The sequence below is a fragment of the Rhodopirellula sp. MGV genome, assembly GCF_002251265.1.
Taxonomy (GTDB): Bacteria; Planctomycetota; Planctomycetia; order Pirellulales; family Pirellulaceae; genus Stieleria; species Stieleria baltica_A.
Genome location: NZ_NPDI01000045.1, coordinates 1 through 16,110, shown reverse-complemented (window position 1 = coordinate 16,110; position 16,110 = coordinate 1). Strand labels below are relative to the sequence as shown.

The window sequence follows — 16,110 nt, the reverse complement described above, 5'->3', positions numbered from 1 at the left end:
GGATCGACTCGGTTTTCGGGCCATCAATTTGCGATTTGCAATGTTCAGTTTGCAATTTGCAATCGTGTCTCGTGGGGGAACCGACGCTAGCGCGTATCGGCTAAGGTTGGATGAGGCGACGAATCCCCTGCTCGGCGGTTCGGTTTCGCAATTCACGTAGCCGCTCTCGATCGCGTTGCGGCTGATTGGGTTTGCGGAGATCGCCTGATGACTAGACTCCAGCGGTTGGGATTTTTATTGGATTACTTCAATCCGAAGCCGCTGGGGCGATTGTTGAGCGCGCCTCGCACTCCGAGCTCTCTTGGGTCACGGGCGATTTTATCGCTGAAGATTCGGACGTCATCCATGATCGGACGCAGCTTGGCGGTTGCCATCTCGACGTTTTCTAACGTGCGTTTTAGGTTCCAGTACATCTCGTCATCCGCAATCAGCTTTCGGACCGTTCCGTTGCTGTTGTTGAGTGCCCTACTGAATTGCTGAACCTCTTTGAGGGTTTGGTCGAGGTTGCGGAGGCTGGTCATGGCTTGTCGGACGATTTCGTCACTGTTCTCGGCAATCGGGTCGGTGATGGTTTCGATGTTCTGAACGACCTTCTCCGCGGACGCAAAACTTCGTTGGGCCGATTCGGCACTCACGCGTACGGTGTCGACGGTGGCGTCGATGTTGCGAATCGTTTTTTCGGCAACCACGCCGACCCCTTGGAACTCATCCATCACGACCTTGGCGGATGCGGCCGCGTCTTTGGTTTCGTTGACCAACGAGCGGATGTCTTTGACCGTTTCATTCAGGTCATTTTCGTCGAGCATTTTCTTGACCGAGTTCATCGCCTCTTGGAACGCGATCAACGTGTCTCGGGCTTGGAGCGATAACGCTTCTCCGTTTTCGCTTTCGGTCATCTGTTTGACCACGCTGTTGACGTTATCGCCGACTTGTCGGATCGAGTCGCTGGCTTGGCTGACCGATTGAAGCGTGACTGTCAGCTCTTCTTCCAAGTTGGCGATCAGATCGAACGGGTCGCTTTTCTTGATCCCATTGCTGATGTACTGGGCGTCGGTGTAACGTTGGTTGCGCACCAATGGCAATTGCTGTTGCCAAGCGACTTTTAAGTCTTCTTCGTCCGCTTTGTAGAATTCCAGTTTGGCATCACGAGTGATGACCGATCCGGTCACGATCCGCGGCAGGTATTCGTGAGTCAGCTTGTCTTGGTAAGCCGACTCGATTGCGATGCGCACCAGCACGTCTTCGTCCTGAAGTTTCTTTTCTAGGACACGTCCGATTTCGACCCCACGTAACAGCACTTTGGTGTTGCTGCTGATGCCGTCCGCGTTTGGGAACAACACGTTGAGTTCGAATTCTTGAGTGAAGACACGTGGGATGGCTCCGAACAGGAACGTCAGGATGACGCCGATCCCGATCGCCGCGATCACGAGCACACCTACACCGAATTTGAGTCGATTGTCGTCCATCGCTATTGGGAAATCTCCTTCATTCGATCGCCCGCTTCACCGCGAACGAACTGGCGGACACGACGTTCGTTTGCGTCTTCCAAGCCATCTGGTGGTCCGTCGTAGAGGACTTGTGAATCGTCGGCCCCAAGTCGTGTGCGGGGGAAAAACATCAGCACCCGATCGGCAACCTTCTGTGCCGTGCGCATGTCGTGGGTCACGATGACACTCGTCACCGGGTAACGCCGCCGGACGTCCAGCATCAGTTCATTGATCACGTCGCTCATGATCGGGTCCAAGCCCGTTGTCGGTTCGTCATACACAACCAATTCAGGCTCCAGGATGATCGCTCGGGCCAAACCCACACGCTTACGCATCCCGCCGCTCAGTTCACTGGGGCGGCGACGGATGACGTTTTTGGGAAGGCCGACTTCTTGCAAGTGACGCATCACACGCTCGCGGATTTCAGCCGCATCGGCTTCGGTCGATTGACGCAGCGGAAACGCGACGTTGTCAAAGATTGACATGCTGTCGAACAAAGCAGCGTTTTGGAAAACGAAGCCGAACCGACGGCGTACGTCGCTGAGTTGTTGTGGTGACAGAGCGGCCAGGTTCATGTTGTCGAACAGGATCTCACCACGAGTCGGTGTGACCAAGCCGACCAGTGTTTTCATGAAGACGGTTTTGCCGCAGCCGCTTTCGCCGATCACCGCGACCGTTTGGCCCGCCGGGATCGTGATGTTGATCTCTTTCAAGATCGTTTGCGTTTCGAACGTGACGGTGACGTTGCGGACTTGGATCAGTGGCTTGTCTTCGGCACGCGGTGGTTCTGCGTCGGTGCTCATAGTTGGAAGCTCGCTCCCGACGGATAGATCATGTAATAGATCTCGTCCAAGATGATGTTCAGCGCGAGGTCGATTGCCAGGATCATGACAAACGAATACACGAACGCTGATGTTGCTGCTTTGCCCACGCCGTCTGCACCAGGTTTGCAATGAAACCCTTGGTAACAGCTGACGACGGCGATGATGCCGCCAAAGAAGAAGCTTTTGAAAATTCCGCTGAACAGGTCAAATCCGACCACGCCGTCGCGCGATCGCGTCAGGTAAGCGCCGTGGTCGATTTCCAAAATGTTGACGCTATAGAAATAGCCGCCGACGATGCCCATGAAGTCTGCCATGATCGTCAACGCGGGGATCAGCATGATGCACGCCAGGAACCGTGGGACGACCAAGTAATGCACCGGGTCGGCACCCATTGTTGTCAGCGCGTCGATTTGTTCGGTGACACGCATCGTGCCCAGCACGGCTGCCATCGCGCTGCCGACACGTCCGGCCAGCATCGTTGCGGCGAGAACGGGTCCGAGTTCACGGACCAGCGTGGTGTTGATCACGACGCCCAGGTGCGTTTCGAGTCCGATCGCGTGAAACTGGTAATAGGTCTGAACGGCCAAGACCATTCCAATGAAAGTTCCCGTCAACGCGACAACGGGAAGACTGAGCACGCCGATTTCGTAAAAGTTGGTCAGCAAGGTACCGCGTTGTGGTAGACGCGAAACGATCCAGACCAGCATCCGCCAGGCGAACAACGCGATGTCACCAACGGTCTCAACGCCGTCGACGACAGCCGAGCCCCACTGCATCACCCATGAGGACAGCATCGACCGAACCGAAGGAGGCCCTTCGTTGTTTGGTCGTGTGTTTTCGGTAGAAACCGAAGTGGACATGGGGATGAAATGCAAAGTCAGGAGATCGGTCTAGCACCACAGATATCGGTTTGTATCGGCAAGGCAGACTTTGCGGATGAGGCAAAGTTTACGATCCGCCGTTGGAGTCTAGCCTTGAGGCGATTTTTGTTTCTCGCATGAGCCGAATGGCGTCTGTCCCCCGTAGTGGATGAGGCGACGAATCCCTTGGCCGCGTTAGCCTTCGCTGGAGTCGAGCCTTTAGGCGATTTTCGGATTCTGGTGCTCTTCCGTAGTGGATGAGGCGACGAATCCCTTGCTCGGCAGTTCGGTTTCGCAATTCACGTAGCCGCACGCTTCGCGTTGCGGCTGATGGGGGCTGGTGCTTCGATTAGCCGCCTTCGCGATAGCGAGCGGTTGCGTGGATGGTGTGTTCAACGTTTTGGGCGATGCCATCGCGAACGCGGTTCGCCCCCTCTCCCCCAAACAAGTTTGGGCGGCGAGGGGAGCCAGTGTGGGAAACGAGACACGCGATGCGTTTGGATCGGCTCGGTTTTCGGGCCATCAATTTGCGATTTGCAATGTTCAATTTGCAATTTGCAATCGGGTCTCGCGGCGGAACCGACGCTAGCGCGTATCGGCTAAGGTTGGACGAGCCGACGAATCCCCAGCTCGGTGCCTGCCTTCGCTGGAGTCTAGCCTTTAGGCGATTTTCGGATTCTGAGATGCCCCGCATCGCGTCTGTTTTCGTAGTGGATGAGGCGACGAATCCTTGCTCGGCGGTTCGGTCCCGCAATACACCCAACCGCTCTCTATCGCGTTCCCGCTGATGAGTGGTTTTGGCTCGGGCGGGCCAGCGGGAACCTTTCGGTTTTCGTCCGTGTCGATTAAATCGCCTCCGGCCACTACAATCCCGCATCTTTGAGGCAACGTTTTCCATTTCCGATTCAGCTTCCAATTTGACAGCAATGGCCAAATCCGCCGCAGCACCGTTTCGCGCTGACCCGACGCCCCCCAAATTTCCCGCCCTCGAAGAAGAGATTTTGGCGTTTTGGAAGCAAAACGGAATTTATGAGAAGTCGCTGGAGCGGCGTGCTGACGCCCCACCATTCGTCTTTTTTGAAGGCCCCCCGACCGCGAACGGGATGCCACACCCCGGCCACTGTTTGACTCGTGCCATCAAAGACGTCTTCCCTCGCTACAAAACGATGCGTGGGTTCCGCTGCGAACGTAAAGCGGGTTGGGACACCCACGGTTTGCCTGTCGAGGTCGAAGTCGGCAAAGAGCTGGGCATCCATAGCAAAGAAGAAATCGAAAACTACGGCATCGAGCCCTTCATCCATAAATGCCAACAGTCTGTCTGGCGGTACATGCAGCAGTGGCAGCGGCTGACCGAGCGACTGGGCTTTTGGGTCGATCTTGAAAAGGCCTACGTCACCTATCACCAGAGCTATGTCGAAAGCGTTTGGTGGAGTCTGAAGAATTTGTTCGATCGCGGCTTGCTGTACCAAGGCCACAAGATCGTGTGGTGGTGGGCCCAAGGCGGCACGGCGCTCTCCAGCGGCGAAGTCGGTCAGGGGTACCGCGAAGTCGCTGACCCCAGCGTGTACGTGCTGTTCCCGCTGGTCGATCAACCCAATGACAGCGACGCTCAGCGAAGCTTGCTGGTTTGGACGACCACACCGTGGACGCTGCCGAGCAACATGTATGCGGCCGTGCATCCGGAGCTTGACTACACGTTGGTTCGTGATAGCGAGTCAGGCGAAGAAATCTACATGGCGTCGGCCTTGGTGACCAAAATCGCTGAGAAGTCCAAGCGTGAATTCGAGACCGTTGAGACTTGCAAAGGCACCGATCTGATTGGCTTGCGTTACACGCCGCCGTTCGACGGATACAAGTCGTCGACTGGCGATCCACTGGGTGAGTTGGTTCAACCTGATGGCGATCAGAAAACACTGCACCATTTCTGGCGCGTCGTCGAAGCGGATTTTGTCACCACCGACAGCGGTTCGGGCATCGTGCACCAAGCGGCCGCTTTTGGTGAAGTCGACTATGAAGTTTACGACCGTGAACGACGCCGCTTTGTCGAAGGCCAGCAACCACAGTTGCTGTGCGCGGTTGGCCCTGACGGCAAGTTCGTCGAAGCGGTCAGCGATGACTTGATCGGCGTCTGGGTCAAAGACGCTGACAAGCCGTTATCGCGTCTCTTGAAAGAACGCGGTCTGATGTTCTTGCAAGAACAGTACTTGCACGACTATCCGTTCTGCTGGCGTGCTGATCAGGACCCGTTGATCCAATACCCGCGGGAAAGCTGGTTCATCCGCACGACCAAGTTCCGCGATCTGATGTTGAAAAACAATTCGCAGATCGGATGGCAACCAGAACATATTCGTGACGGTCGCTTCGGCAATTTCCTGGAATCGAATGTCGACTGGGCGCTCTCGCGTGAGCGTTATTGGGGCACGCCGTTGCCGATCTGGGTCTGCCAAGAAACTGGCCGGATGGAAGCGATCGGCAGCTACGACGAGTTGCTTGCCAAGCCCGGCATCAGCGGGACGGAAGTTTGGGAGCAAGCCAAGGCGGCTGACCCTGCGCTGGTCGACGATCTGCGTGTGCACAAGCCGTACATCGACGAAGTCACTTATGAATCGCCGTTCGCCGCTGGTGCGCGAATGAAGCGGGTCAGCGAAGTGATCGATTGCTGGTACGACAGCGGTGCGATGCCATTTGCACAGTGGGGCTGGCCACACAATGGCGATACCGAATTCAAATCGCAGTTCCCCGCGGACTTTATCAGCGAAGCGATCGACCAGACGCGTGGTTGGTTCTATAGCCAACTCGCGATCGCAACGATGTTGTTTGGCGAAGGGGCTTCGATCAGCGAAGACGGTTATGCTTCCGCACCAAGTGAGCTGACGAAGACGGACGCGGACTATCCGTTGCCGTTCCGCAACTGCATCGTGCTGGGGCTGATGTTGTCGCAGTGGTGGGAAGCCTTGGACGACGACGGCAAAAAAATCATCGCACTTGAAGAGAGCGAAACCAAACAGCACAAGGGCAAGAAGTTCACCAAGCAGATCGGGAAGATGTCCAAGAGCCTGCGGAACTATCGCAGCCCCGAAGAAATCTTTGATCGCTACGGTGCGGACGCACTTCGTTGGTACTTGTTTGCCAACCAAGCACCTTGGAATTCGATCATCTATGCCGAGCAGTCGATCAAGGATTCGATTCCAGAATTCTTGCTGCGTCTGTGGAACACGTACAGTTTCTTTTCGATCTACGCCGCGATTGATGGATTTGATCCGTGCGCCGCAGTCGACTTTGACGATCAGCTCTCGCCCGCGTCCTTGGCGTCGGCACCGAAGTATCGTCCGGCTGCAGAACGCAGCGAGATCGATCGATGGATTTTGTCGGAGCTTCAACAGACGATCGCCAAGGTGATCGAACGGATGGATGCGCTCGATAACTACAACGCATGCCAAGCGATTTCGTCGCTGTTGGATGGACTGAGCAATTGGTTTGTCCGCCGCAGTCGTGATCGATTCTGGGCGAGCGACAAGGAATCGCAAGACAAGCACGATGCGTACTGGACGCTCTACGAGACGCTGATCCAGCTGACGAAGCTGGCCGCGCCGTTCACGCCGTTTCTGGCCGATTCGCTGTGGAAGCGATTGACCGAACCGTTTGCCGGCAAGGTGCTCGAAAGCGTCCACCTGTGCGACTATCCGACCAGCGACGATTCCGTGATCGACGTCGAATTGTCCGAGTCGATGCGATTGCTTCGCGAGATCGCTTCGCTAGGCCGTGCGGCGCGAGCGGCAGAAAAGCTGAAGGTGCGGTTGCCGCTTTCCGAAGTCACCGTGATTTTGACGGACGATTCCAAGATCGGCTGGCTGCAGAACCACGACGCTTTGGTGCGTGAAGAATTGAACGTGAAAGCGGTTCACTACACCACCGAAGGCGACCAGTACGTGCAGTACACGGTGGTGCCGAACTTTAAACGTTTGGGCCCCAAAGTCGGCAAGCAAGTTCCCGCGGTCAAGAAGGCACTCGGCGAAGCAGACGGCAACGAGCTGTTGGCTGCGTTGCAATCGAAGGGCGTCGTTTCTATTTCGTTGGGTGATTCCGCCATCGAGCTCGATAGCGAAGACATCGAAGTTCGCTTGAAAGCGAAAGAGGGGTGGGCCGCGGCACAAGGCTTGGGCAGTGTCGTGGTGTTGAACACCGAAGTCACCCCAGAATTGCAGCGGGAAGGCATCGCGAAAGACTTGGTCCGTGCGATCCAAAATCAACGCAAAGCGATCGAGTGTGAATACACCGATCGGATTGAAGTTTCGATCGATGCGGCCGACGATCAAGTCGCCGAGGCGATCAAGGAACACGGCGCGTTGATCGGCGGCGAAACCTTGGCCGACACGTTGCAAGCCGGAACGCTTGAGGGTGTCGAGTCGGTCGATTCGGAACACGGCGCGGTCTATGTCCGCAAGGTGACGGGCTGATGTCAGAAGTCACTCCACTTCCGATCGCCGTGTTTTTAAGCGGCGGAGGGCGTACGCTCGAGAATCTGTTGGTGCATCGTGATCAACACGGATTGCCGATTGATGTGCGACTGGTGATCAGCAGTCGCGGGGACGTCCGAGGCGTTGAGATTGCGAAGGACGCGGGGATCGAAACCTTGGTCGTTCGCAAACGTGATTTTGACGAAGCGGGTTATTGCGACGCGATGTTCGAACCGGTGCGTCAGTGCGGTGCGAAGTACGTGATCATGGCTGGCTTTTTAAAGCACGTGATGATCCCCGATGATTTCGAAAATCGCGTGATCAACATTCACCCGTCGTTGCTACCCGCATTCGGCGGTCAGGGGATGTACGGCCACAACGTGCATGAAGCCGCGATCAAACGTGGTGTGACGATCAGCGGTTGCACGGTGCATTTCGTCGACAATCATTACGACAACGGACCGATCATATTGCAGCGAGCGTGCGACGTGTTGCCAAGTGACACGCCCGATCAGTTAGCCGCAAGAGTGTTCGAACAAGAATGCGACGCGTTACCAGCCGCAATCCGAACGTTAATCCCCGCTGGAGTCTAGCCTTGAGGCGATTTTCGGTTTCCGCGATGCCCCGCATCGCGTCTGTCTTCCGTAGTGGATGAGGCGACGAATCCCTTCTCGGCAGTTCCGTTTCGCAATACACGTAACTGCACGCTATCGCATTTCGGCTGATGGTTGGTTCGCTGGCGCTTCGATTAGCCGCCTTCGCGATAGCGAGCGGTTGCGTGGATAATGTGTTCACCGTTTTAGGCTATCCCATCGCGAACACGCTTTGCCACCTCTCCTCCAAGCAAGTTTGGCCGGCGAGCCAGTGTGGAAAACGAGACACGCGATGCGATTGGATCGACTCGGTTTTCGGGCCATCAATTTGCGATTTGCAATGTTCAATTTGCAATCGGGTCTCGCGGGGAACCGACGCTAGCGCGTATCGGCTAAGGTCGGATGAGGCGACGAATCCCTAGGACGAGTTGCTGCCTTCGCTGGAGTCTAGCCTTTAGGCGATTTTCGGTTTCCGAGATGCCCCGCATCGCGTCTGTTTTCCGTAGTGGATGAGGCGACGAATCCCTGCTCGGGTGATTTGATTCGGCAGTTCACGTAACCGCACGCTTCGCATTTCGGCTGATGGTTGGTTCGCTGGCGCTTCGATTAGCCGCCTTCGCGATAGCGAGCGGTTGCGTGACGTTTACCAGACGATTTTTTCGGCGTCGAAGATGGGGCCTTCGACGCAGGTTCGTTTGTAGTCCCATTCGCCGTCGTCTTGCTTGACCTTGGCCACGCATGAAAAACAGATCCCGATGCCGCAGGCCATTGGGGTTTCCATGGAAACTTGGCAATCGATTTGCCGACCTTCTAGACGCAGCGTTTCGCAGACCTCGGCGACCTTTTCCATCATGATCTCGGGGCCGCAAGTGACGACGCGGACGCTTTTGTCAGCCTCCAAGCTCCTGAGTCGTTCGGCTAGCACGTCTGGGACCAACGCACGCGTGCCTGCGGAACCGTCATCGGTGCAGAGCGTGACGTCGAAACCGGCTTGCCGAAACGCTTCGACGCCGGCGTGCAGCAAACTGCGACGGGCACCATAGATCACTTCTGCGTGACCGGCCCAACCGGATTCACGTCCGAAGGATTGCTTGCCCAGTGCTTCACGGCCCAGCAGTAGCATCGGGGTTTGGCCGATACCGCCGACCGCCATGATCAGGTGATCGCAGCTGCGGTTGGCAAACCCATTGCCGAGCGGTCCCCAAAGCGACACTCGCGTGCCCGCGGGGCTTTCGGCACAGGCCGTCGTGAAGGTGCCTTTCTTGAGATAAATCAGGTCGATGTACGTCGGTGTGCCCTGGTCATCGGGCAGCACGTCCCAGACGGCAAACGCACGTCCGATCAGCGGTGCGTTGACGTCGGCAAGGCGAATCATCACGAACTGCCCCGGCACACAGCTTTGGGCGATTGCTGGGCAGGCAACACGCAGCCGATACGTCGACTCGGCAACGGCTTCGTTGACGACCAATTCCGTTTCGTGCTGGACGAGACCGTCGGCGTAATAATCGGCGTGAAGTGATGACATGGTGTTCGCTGCCTTCGCAGTTCCTCGGTCGCGTTTTCGCGGAGGTAAAATGGACGTAGGGTTGCTCGGAGACTCTGCGACAGGGCTGCAACACAGAATTGCGGCTCAAATCGCGAGCACCGACGCACTACGGTAACGAAAAAGGGTTAAAACAGTGAAGCCCGCCGGGTGGTAAAATTGCTTCCCCCGCCCTGCCCTACTCTGCCCTTCCCCGCCCCGTGCCGGAACGCCGATCAGCGTGTTCCGGATCAACGCAAGAGTTTTTCCGATGAAGAAACCAAGCTTGCTGTGGACGATTGCCGCGTGTTCCCTGGTCGTGAGCATGCTGAGTGCCGGTCGAACTTCGGTCGCGCAAGACGTGCAGCTCGAAAACGCACCGCTGAAAACTTTGAATGATCACTTTCCGTTCGAAGTTCCCGACTCGGTCGATCAATGGAACGCTCGCCGCGAAGCGCTGCGTCGGCGAGTCTTGGTCGCAAACGGGTTGTGGCCGCTGCCAGAAAAAACGGAACTTCAGCCGGTGATCCATGGAAAAATCGAACGCGAAGGATTCACGGTCGAAAAGGTTTACTTCCAGTCGTTGCCCGGCCATTTCGTGTCGGGGATGCTGTTCCGCCCTGCTCCTGAGAACCAGCTTGGGGTTGTCGACGGAAAGCGTCCGGCGGTGCTTTGCCCACACGGCCATGGCGGCCGGACGATGAAGCTTTCGGATGCGGCACTGGCGAAGGAAATCGAAACCGGAGGCGAGGTTTTCGAGAGTTCGGGGCGCTATCCCAAGCTGGCACGCTGCGCCCAACTTGCGCGGATGGGATGTGTCAGTTTCATCTTCGACATGCTCGGCTATGCGGATTCACAGCAGGTCTCGTATGAGATCGCGCACCGTCATGCCGAGCCGCGGTTCGAAGAACGCGATCGCACCGAGCCGTGTTTCTACAGCATCGAAGCGGACTTGAAATTGCAAACGGTCATGGGGCTGCAAACCTGGAACGCGATCCGATCGCTTGATTTTTTGAGCGAACTTCCCGAGGTCGATTCGGACCGTTTGGGCGTGACCGGCGGCAGCGGCGGTGGGACGCAAACGATCTTGTTGTCAGCGATCGACCCGCGCGTCCAAGTCGCTTTTCCCAACGGCATGGTCAGTACTTCGATGCAAGGCGGTTGCTACTGCGAGAACTGCAATTACTTGCGAATCGGAACGGGCAATGTCGAATTGGCAGCACTGTTTGCCCCCAAGCCACAGGGTATGACGGCGGCGGACGACTGGACCAAAGACATGTTGACCGACGGTTATCCACAGCTGAAACAGCTCTACACCATGTTGGGTCAGCCACAGAATGTGATCTGCGGTGACTTATTGAAGTACCCACACAATTACAACCATGCGACGCGAGCGATCATGTATCCCTGGATGGCAAAGCACCTCGGGTTGCCGGAGGAAACGCCGCTGATCGAGTCTGATTTTGAAGCATTCACGGATGCGGAGATGGCAGTCTACGATGACGACCACCCTGCCCCTTCGGTGACTGGCGTCGAACACGAACGCCAGGTGCTGAAATGGTGGAGCGATCAGAACGAACAGGCTCTCGCTGCCGTGGTGCCGGGCGCTGGCGGAGGAGATTCAGCGGATCAGCTCAAGCAGTATCGTGATGTTGTGGGCGGCGCTTGGCGAGTCATCTTTGATCGCGATTTGCCGAATGCGGATGACTTGGAAGTTGAACAACTGAGCGAAAAAGTCGAAGGCGACGTGCGTCTGCGCATGGTGTTGGTGTCGCATCCTAAGTGGCAAACGGCGGTCCAGTACGCCGAGTTGTCGTTGGCGAAGGCTGGCGCATCGCCAAAGCGAGTCGTGGTCAATCCGAGCCACAACGGGATGCAGTCACGTTGGACGGAACAAGACGCGTTGGCGGGGTATGTGAAGAACTATCCAGATTCGACGGTTGTGATCCCATTTTTGCAAACGCCGCAGTTGGAAGACGATCAATTGGTGCAGCCATTGATCAATGATTCAAGAACCTATTCAGGATTTACGTTTGGGTACAACCGGCCATTGGTGGTGAAGCGATACGATCAATTGCTCTGTGTCTTGGCAGCCAGCGGGGCGGATTCGAGTAACATTCCGATGCGTTTGATCGGACAGTTTCCGGCGGCGATTGCTGCCGGAGTTTTTGCGGCTGAGCAAGTCGACGAATTGGTACTGACGAATCCCGGATATCGGTTTGCCAATGTCAGGCACTACCGTGATGCGGATTTCATTCCGGGCGCGAAGAAGTATTTTGACCTTCCAGGGTTGGTTTCGCTGCGAGCACCGCACCAAGTGACGTTTGACAGCGGTGACGCGTTTGAGTTGGTTGAGAAAGTGTATGCCGCAGCGGGAGCAACCGATGCGATCGCGGTGAAAGGTGCAGAGTAGCCGCTGGAGTCTCGCCTTGATGCGATTTTCGGTTCTGAGTCGCCGCACGGACAATGCTCTTCCGTAGTGGATGAGGCGACGAATCCCTGCTCGGCGGTTCCGTTTCGCATTTCACGTAACCGCACGCGATCGCATTTCGGCTGATGGGGGCTGGTGCTTCGATTAGCCGCCTTCGCGATAGCGAGCGGTTGCGTGGATAGTGTGTTTTTCGTTTTAGGCGATGCCATCGTGAACACGCTTTGCCCCCTCACGCCCGGCAACCATTTTTCAATTTGCAATGTTCAATTTGCAATTTGCAATCGGGTCTCGCGGCGGAACCGACGCTAGCGCGTACCGGCTAAGGTTGGACGAGGCGACGAATCCCTTGCTCGGTGTCAGCCTTCGCTGGAGTCTAGCCTTTAGGCGATCTCGTTTCCGAGAAGCCCCGCATCGCGTCTGTTTTCGTAGTGGATGAGGCGACGAATCCCTGCTCGGCGGTTCCGTTTCGCGTTTCACCTAACCGCACGCCATCGCGTTTCGGCTGATGAGATCGTTCGCTGGCGGTTTATGAGCCGCCTTCGCGATAGCGAGCGGTTAGGTGAACGGCGAGCTTGGGGAACAGATCTGGCTTTTGATACCCTGTTTGGGGTGCCAGTTTCACTGGTTGGGGGCTGGTAAGGCGGACGGATCGGGCGGAGATTGACGGCAATCCGGCTGAATTCTGACGAAAACCGAACCATTTACTGTGGTGGACTGTCTGCCCTGCTTCGGTGCCCTTGCTGCTATCAGCGGGCAAAATTATCCTACCGAGCTCAAATTTTGGCTCTTTCCTTACCCCTTTACGGTGAAATCTGGTCTTATGTCCAGCCCCACACAGCGACACGTTCTATCCGCGTTGGTGCAGAACGTTCCCGGTGTGCTTGCCCACATTTCTGGGATGCTTGCCTCGCGTGGTTTCAACATCGACTCCTTGGCAGTCGGTGCGACCGAAGACGACACACTCTCACGCATGACGTTTGTCATCATCGGAGACGACCGTGTCCTAGAGCAAGTTCGCAAGCAGCTGGAAAAGATCGTCACCGTGGTCCGGGTGATCGACGTCAGTAGCCGAGACTTTGTTGAGCGTGATTTGTTGCTGGTGAAAGTCCAAGCGGCTCCCGGTCCAAAGCGTGCCGAGATTCGTGAGTTGGTCGACATCTTCCGTGGCAAGATTGTTGACGTGGGCCCCGATGAACTGATGATCGAAATTAGCGGTCGGGAGAACAAAGTCCAGGCATTCATCGAACGTATCCGGCCTTACGGAATCACCGAGTTGGTTCGCACGGGGCGAGTCGCGATGGTGCGTAGTGACGCCGACGTGGCGGTTGCCGAGCAAACGAAAGCGACGGCTTAATCTGCGTCCCGCGATCGAATTTCAAACACGAACATATCCCCTTCCTTCATCCGTTCACCCCACTGCTTCATCTATGGCTGCAAAAGTTTATTACTGCAACGACGCCGATCTGTCGAATTTGAAAGGCAAGACCGTTGCCATCTTGGGTTATGGCTCGCAGGGCCACGCCCAAGCACAGAACCTTCGTGACAGCGGCGTCAATGTCATCATCGGACAACGCCCCGGTTCGGCAAACTACGACCTCGCCGTCTCGCACGGCTTCAAGCCACTGTCGATCGCTGACGCCGTCAAGCAAGCTGACGTCATCAACATTTTGCTTCCCGATGAAGTCCAAGCGGACGTCTACAAAGCCGACATTTTGCCAAACCTGGAAAAAGGCAACGTGTTGATGTGCTCGCACGGTTTCAACATCCACTTCCAACAAATCGTTCCGCCAACCGGTATCGACACCCTGTTGGTCGCACCCAAAGGCCCCGGGCACTTGGTCCGTAGCGAATATGAAAAGGGCGGTGGCGTTCCTTCGTTGATCGCTTTGGGCGAAGGTGCTAGCGAAGAGACCAAGCAAATCGGTCTGGCGTACGCGAAAGGCATCGGCGGCACGCGTGGTGGTGTGATCGAAACGTCGTTCAAAGAAGAAACCGAAACCGACTTGTTCGGCGAACAGGTCGTTCTGTGCGGTGGCGTCAGCGAACTGGTCAAAGCCGGTTTCGAAACGCTGGTCGAAGCGGGTTACCAGCCAGAAATGGCATACTTCGAGTGCATGCACGAGCTGAAGTTGATCGTCGATTTGTTGTACCAAGGCGGTCTGAGCTACATGCGTTACAGCATTAGCAACACTGCCGAGTACGGCGATTACGTCACCGGCCCACGTATCATCACCCCAGAAACCAAAGCGGAAATGAAGCGAGTTTTGGAAGAGATCCAAAACGGTACCTTCGCCCGTAACTGGATCTTGGAAAACCGCGGTGGTGCGGCGTTCTTCAAAGCGACTCGCCGTCGTGAGCAAGAGCACGGTGTGGAGCAAGTCGGCCGTGGCTTGCGTAAGATGATGTCCTGGATCGAAGAAAAAGAAGTCTAGGATTCTCTTCCCCATTCGTTTCGCGGCAAGCTATCGGTTTGCCGTGAAGCGTTGCCCTGAAAGCTGGATGCGTTAACAAGGAGCAAGCCATGTCAGAATCGAGTGTCGCGCGGCAACATCTACCTTCCGTTGCCGAAATTACCAAATTGCAAGTCGACACCGTTGCGGCATGGCATGAAGGACCGATCGAGAATCTCTACGAAGGGTTTCTCGAATTGGTCTGTCGCCAGCACGAATTCAATTATCGGCTGTGGCACGAAGAGGATATCGCTCGTAGCCCATCAGCCGATGACGAAAAGATCGCCGAAGTCAAACGGGCGATCGACAAGCTCAACCAGGCTCGCAATGACATGATCGAGAAACTCGATGATGCCATCACCGAAGTCCTGCAAACGCTGCACATCGAACCCGCCACCGACGCGCCGGTCAACACCGAAACGTCTGGCAGCGCGATCGATCGGTTGTCGATCATGTCGCTGCGTTTGTATCACTACCGCGAGCAACTCGAGCGAGACGATGCGGACGCCGAGCATCGCAACAAGGTCGCCGCACGAATCGACCTTTGCCAGCAGCAGCACGCGGATCTGTCGTTATCACTGCAGCAATTGCTCGATGATATCTTCGATGCCAAGAAGCGTCACAAGACGTACCGGCAGATGAAGATGTACAACGACCCGTCATTGAATCCCGAGATCTATAACGCGTAGCAGCGTGTCGAGCGACGTTCGTCACTCGCAAGCAATCGCGTATCGGCTGATGGTTGGTTCGCTGGCGGTTTTATTAGCCGCCTTCGCGATAGCGAGCGGTTGCGTGGATGGTGTGTTTTTCGTGTTTGGTGGTCCCATCTTGACCACGCTTTGCCCCCTCACCCCCGGCAACCAATTTTCAATTTGCAATGTTCAGTTTGCGATTTGCAATCGGGTCCCGCGGCGGAACCGACGCTAGCGCGTAACGGCTAAGGTCGGACGAGGCGACGAATCCCCTGCTCGGTGTCAGCCTTCGCTGGAGTCTAGCCTTTAGGCGATTTTCGGATTCTGGTGCGACGCTCTTCCGTAGTGGATGAGGCGACGAATCCCCTGTCGGGTCGTTTGTCCCACAATACACCCAACCGCTCTCAATCGCGTTCCGGCTGATGGTTGGTTCGCTGGCGGTTTTATGAGCCGCCTTCGCGATAGCGAGCGGTTGCGTGGATGGTGTGTTTTTCGTATTTGGCGGTGCCATCTTGACCACGCTTTGCCCCCTCACCCCCGGCAACCATTTTTCAATTTGCAATGTTCAGTTTGCAATTTGCAATCGGGTCTCGCTGCGGAACCGACGCTAGCGCGTATCGGCTAAGGTTGGACGAGCCGACGAATCCCCTGCTCGGTGTCAGCCTTCGTTGGAGTCTAGCCTTTAGGCGATTTTTGGCTTCCGAGATGCCCCGCATCGTGTCTGTCTTCCGTAGTGGATGAGGCGACGAATCCCCTGTCGGGTCGTTGGTCCCACAATACACCCAACCGCTCTC

The 16,110-nt window shown here is 56.3% G+C and carries 10 protein-coding genes; 6 read left to right on the top strand and 4 right to left on the bottom strand.

Features of this window, described 5'->3' with window-relative positions; genetic code table 11:
* Window positions 1-242 precede the first annotated feature (242 nt).
* The 3 genes from CGZ80_RS16285 to CGZ80_RS16275 are packed head-to-tail and all read right to left on the bottom strand — an operon-like array spanning window position 243 to window position 3,105.
* Complete coding sequence (locus tag CGZ80_RS16285) at window positions 243-1,466, bottom strand: MlaD family protein (protein WP_094416340.1); 1,224 nt, start codon at window positions 1,464-1,466, stop codon at window positions 243-245.
* Window positions 1,467-1,468: 2 nt separating this feature from the next.
* The gene (locus CGZ80_RS16280) at window positions 1,469-2,290 is read right to left on the bottom strand and encodes an ABC transporter ATP-binding protein (RefSeq protein ID WP_094416338.1); all 822 of its coding nucleotides are present in this window, start codon (window positions 2,288-2,290) and stop codon (window positions 1,469-1,471) included.
* Window positions 2,287-3,105, bottom strand: a complete 819-nt coding sequence (locus tag CGZ80_RS16275; protein WP_315851422.1) for an ABC transporter permease — start codon at window positions 3,103-3,105, stop codon at window positions 2,287-2,289. Before CGZ80_RS16275 ends, CGZ80_RS16280 begins: the two co-directional genes overlap by 4 nt.
* A gap of 992 nt (window positions 3,106-4,097) precedes the next feature.
* Between CGZ80_RS16275 and ileS the strand changes: the two genes are divergently transcribed.
* Window positions 4,098-7,628, top strand: a complete 3,531-nt coding sequence (gene ileS / locus CGZ80_RS16260; protein WP_094416329.1) for an isoleucine--tRNA ligase — start codon at window positions 4,098-4,100, stop codon at window positions 7,626-7,628.
* Window positions 7,628-8,221 (top strand): phosphoribosylglycinamide formyltransferase, encoded by a 594-nt coding sequence (locus CGZ80_RS16255; protein ID WP_094416327.1) that lies wholly within the window; start codon window positions 7,628-7,630, stop codon window positions 8,219-8,221. Before ileS ends, CGZ80_RS16255 begins: the two co-directional genes overlap by 1 nt.
* Window positions 8,222-8,864: 643 nt before the next feature.
* Here the strand turns inward: CGZ80_RS16255 and CGZ80_RS16250 are convergent.
* The gene (locus CGZ80_RS16250) at window positions 8,865-9,746 is read right to left on the bottom strand and encodes a dihydroorotate dehydrogenase electron transfer subunit (RefSeq protein WP_094416325.1); all 882 of its coding nucleotides are present in this window, start codon (window positions 9,744-9,746) and stop codon (window positions 8,865-8,867) included.
* 268 nt (window positions 9,747-10,014) lie between these two features.
* Here CGZ80_RS16250 and CGZ80_RS16240 point away from each other — a divergent pair, with 268 nt between their 5' ends.
* The 4 genes from CGZ80_RS16240 to CGZ80_RS16225 all read left to right on the top strand — a co-directional run bounded on the left by CGZ80_RS16240 (window position 10,015) and on the right by CGZ80_RS16225 (window position 15,313).
* The gene (locus CGZ80_RS16240; RefSeq protein WP_143543970.1) at window positions 10,015-12,156 is read left to right on the top strand and encodes an alpha/beta hydrolase family protein; all 2,142 of its coding nucleotides are present in this window, start codon (window positions 10,015-10,017) and stop codon (window positions 12,154-12,156) included.
* A gap of 838 nt (window positions 12,157-12,994) precedes the next feature.
* Entirely contained in the window at window positions 12,995-13,528 is a 534-nt protein-coding gene (ilvN, locus tag CGZ80_RS16235) for an acetolactate synthase small subunit (protein WP_094416319.1), read from the top strand.
* A 73-nt stretch (window positions 13,529-13,601) separates the two neighbouring features.
* Window positions 13,602-14,606, top strand: coding sequence for a ketol-acid reductoisomerase (ilvC, locus tag CGZ80_RS16230; protein ID WP_094416317.1), 1,005 nt, complete (start codon window positions 13,602-13,604; stop codon window positions 14,604-14,606).
* Between the two features lie 89 nt (window positions 14,607-14,695).
* Window positions 14,696-15,313 carry a DUF4254 domain-containing protein gene (locus CGZ80_RS16225; RefSeq protein ID WP_094416315.1) on the top strand — a complete coding sequence of 206 codons (618 nt, stop codon included), beginning with the start codon at window positions 14,696-14,698 and terminating at the stop codon, window positions 15,311-15,313.
* The last annotated feature ends 797 nt before the right edge of the window (window positions 15,314-16,110 follow it).